The organism is Brevundimonas sp. (assembly GCF_032107865.1).
Lineage (GTDB): Bacteria > Pseudomonadota > Alphaproteobacteria > Caulobacterales > Caulobacteraceae > Brevundimonas.
This window is the reverse complement of sequence record NZ_DAMCNG010000324.1, coordinates 1-2,048: the sequence shown is the minus strand read 5'-3', so window position 1 is coordinate 2,048 and position 2,048 is coordinate 1. Positions and strand designations below refer to the sequence as shown.

2 protein-coding genes are annotated in these 2,048 nt (G+C 70.2%); both read left to right on the top strand.

Going from position 1 to position 2,048, the window contains the following annotated elements; all coding sequences use genetic code 11:
- A partial coding sequence (locus tag RT567_RS16235; protein WP_313577240.1) for a 6-phosphogluconolactonase occupies window positions 1-339 on the top strand: 339 nt, incomplete at its 5' end.
- A partial coding sequence (edd, locus tag RT567_RS16230; RefSeq protein ID WP_313577239.1) for a phosphogluconate dehydratase occupies window positions 339-2,048 on the top strand: 1,710 nt, incomplete at its 3' end. The genes RT567_RS16235 and edd, both read left to right, overlap by 1 nt.

The window sequence follows — 2,048 nt, the reverse complement described above, 5'->3', positions numbered from 1 at the left end:
CGGGCGATGGATGCCGTCCTGCTGGGCATGGGCGAGGACGGGCATATCTGTTCGATGTTCCCCGGCAGTCCGACGCTGACCACCCTGCTGACACCGGGGCTGAAACCCGCCGTCTATGGCGTGCCCGCCGGGCGCGACGGCGCGGCGCCGCCGCAGGAGCGGCTGACGCTGAACCTGCCGTGGCTGACCTCGGCCCGCCGCGTGGTGCTGGCCCTGACCGGAGCCAAGAAGCGCGCCGTGTTCGAGCGTGAGGCGGCGGGCGATCCCGCCGTCAGCCCCCTCGCCGCCCTGATCGCGGCGAACGCCCCCCTTGAAGTGTTCTGGACGGAGGCCGACTGATGGCGCTCAATCCTGTGGTGGCGGAAGTCACCGCCCGTATCGTCGAACGCAGCCGCAAGACCCGCGCCGACTATCTGCGCCGCATGGACGCGGCGACCGGCTCAGGGTCCGGGCGGGCCAAGCTGTCGTGCGCCAACTGGGCCCACGCCTTCGCCGGACAGACGGTGGCGGACAAGCTGACAGCCATGACCGGCGCCCAGCCGAACCTCGGCGTCGTCACCGCCTATAACGACATGCTGTCGGCGCATCAGCCGTTCGAGCGCTTTCCCGAAATCATCCGCCGCGCGGCGCGAGAGGTCGGGGCCACGGCGCAGGTGGCGGGCGGAACCCCGGCCATGTGCGACGGCGTCACCCAAGGGCGCCCCGGCATGGAGCTGAGCCTGTTCAGCCGTGATGTCATCGCCATGTCGACGGGCGTGGCCCTGACCCACGATGCGTTTGACGCGGCCCTGATGCTGGGCGTGTGCGACAAGATCGTGCCGGGGCTGTTCATGGGGGCGCTGGCGTTCGGCCATCTGCCGGTCGTCTTCGCCCCGGCCGGGCCGATGCCCAGCGGCCTTCCCAACGCCGAGAAGGCCCGCGTCCGCGCGGAATACGCCCAAGGCCTGATCGACCGCGCCGAACTGCTGAAAAGCGAGATCGCCTCCTATCACTCGCCGGGCACCTGCACCTTCTACGGCACGGCCAACTCCAATCAGATGATGATGGAGATCGCCGGGCTGCATATGCCCTCAACCGCCTTCGTCCACCCGGACACCGGCCTGCGCGACGCCCTGACGGCGGCGGCGGCCAGGCGGGCGATCGAACTGGCGCGCGAGGGGCAAAACTCGGGCAGGGGGCGCATGGCCGACGTCGTGTCGGAGAAGACCATCGTCAACATGATCGTCGCCCTGCTGGCCACCGGCGGCTCGACCAACCACGCCATCCATCTGGTCGCCATGGCGCGGGCGGCGGGGGTGCTGATCGACTGGACCGACATGGACCAGCTGTCGTCGGTCACGCCGCTGCTGGCGCGGGTCTATCCGAACGGATCAGCCGATGTGAACGCCTTCCAGGCGGCGGGCGGGGTCGCCTTCGTCACCCGCGAACTGGTCGAGGCCGGCAACCTGCACCCCGATGTGACGACCATCATGGGTCAGGGCTTGGAGCCCTATTTCCGCGAGCCCCGTCTGGAGGATGGCGCCCTGGTCTGGCGCGACACGGTGCGCGAAAGCCTGGACCTCAGCATCCTGCGTCCCGCCTCTGACCCGTTCGACCGAGAGGGCGGCCTGCGGCTGGTGCAGGGCGATCTGGGCCGGGCGGTCATCAAGATCTCGGCGGTGAAGCCGCAGAACCGCATCGTCGAGGCCCCCGCCGCCGTGTTCGAGACGCAGGAAGACGCGCTTCAGGCCTTCAAGGACGGCAAGCTGAACCGCGATGTCGTGGTGGTGCTGCGCTTTCAGGGGCCGCGCGCCAATGGGATGCCGGAACTGCACAGCCTGTCGCCGGCGCTCAGCGTGCTGCAGGACAAGGGCTTCAGGGTCGCCTTCGTCACCGACGGCCGCATGTCGGGCGCCAGCGGCAAGACGCCCGCCGCCATCCACGTCAGCCCTGAGGCTCTGGCGGGCGGGCCGTTGGCCCACATCCGCGACGGCGACGTGATCCGGCTGGACCCGGAGGCGGGGGTGCTGACCACCGTCGGCGTCGGCGACCTGAGCGCGCGTCCGGCG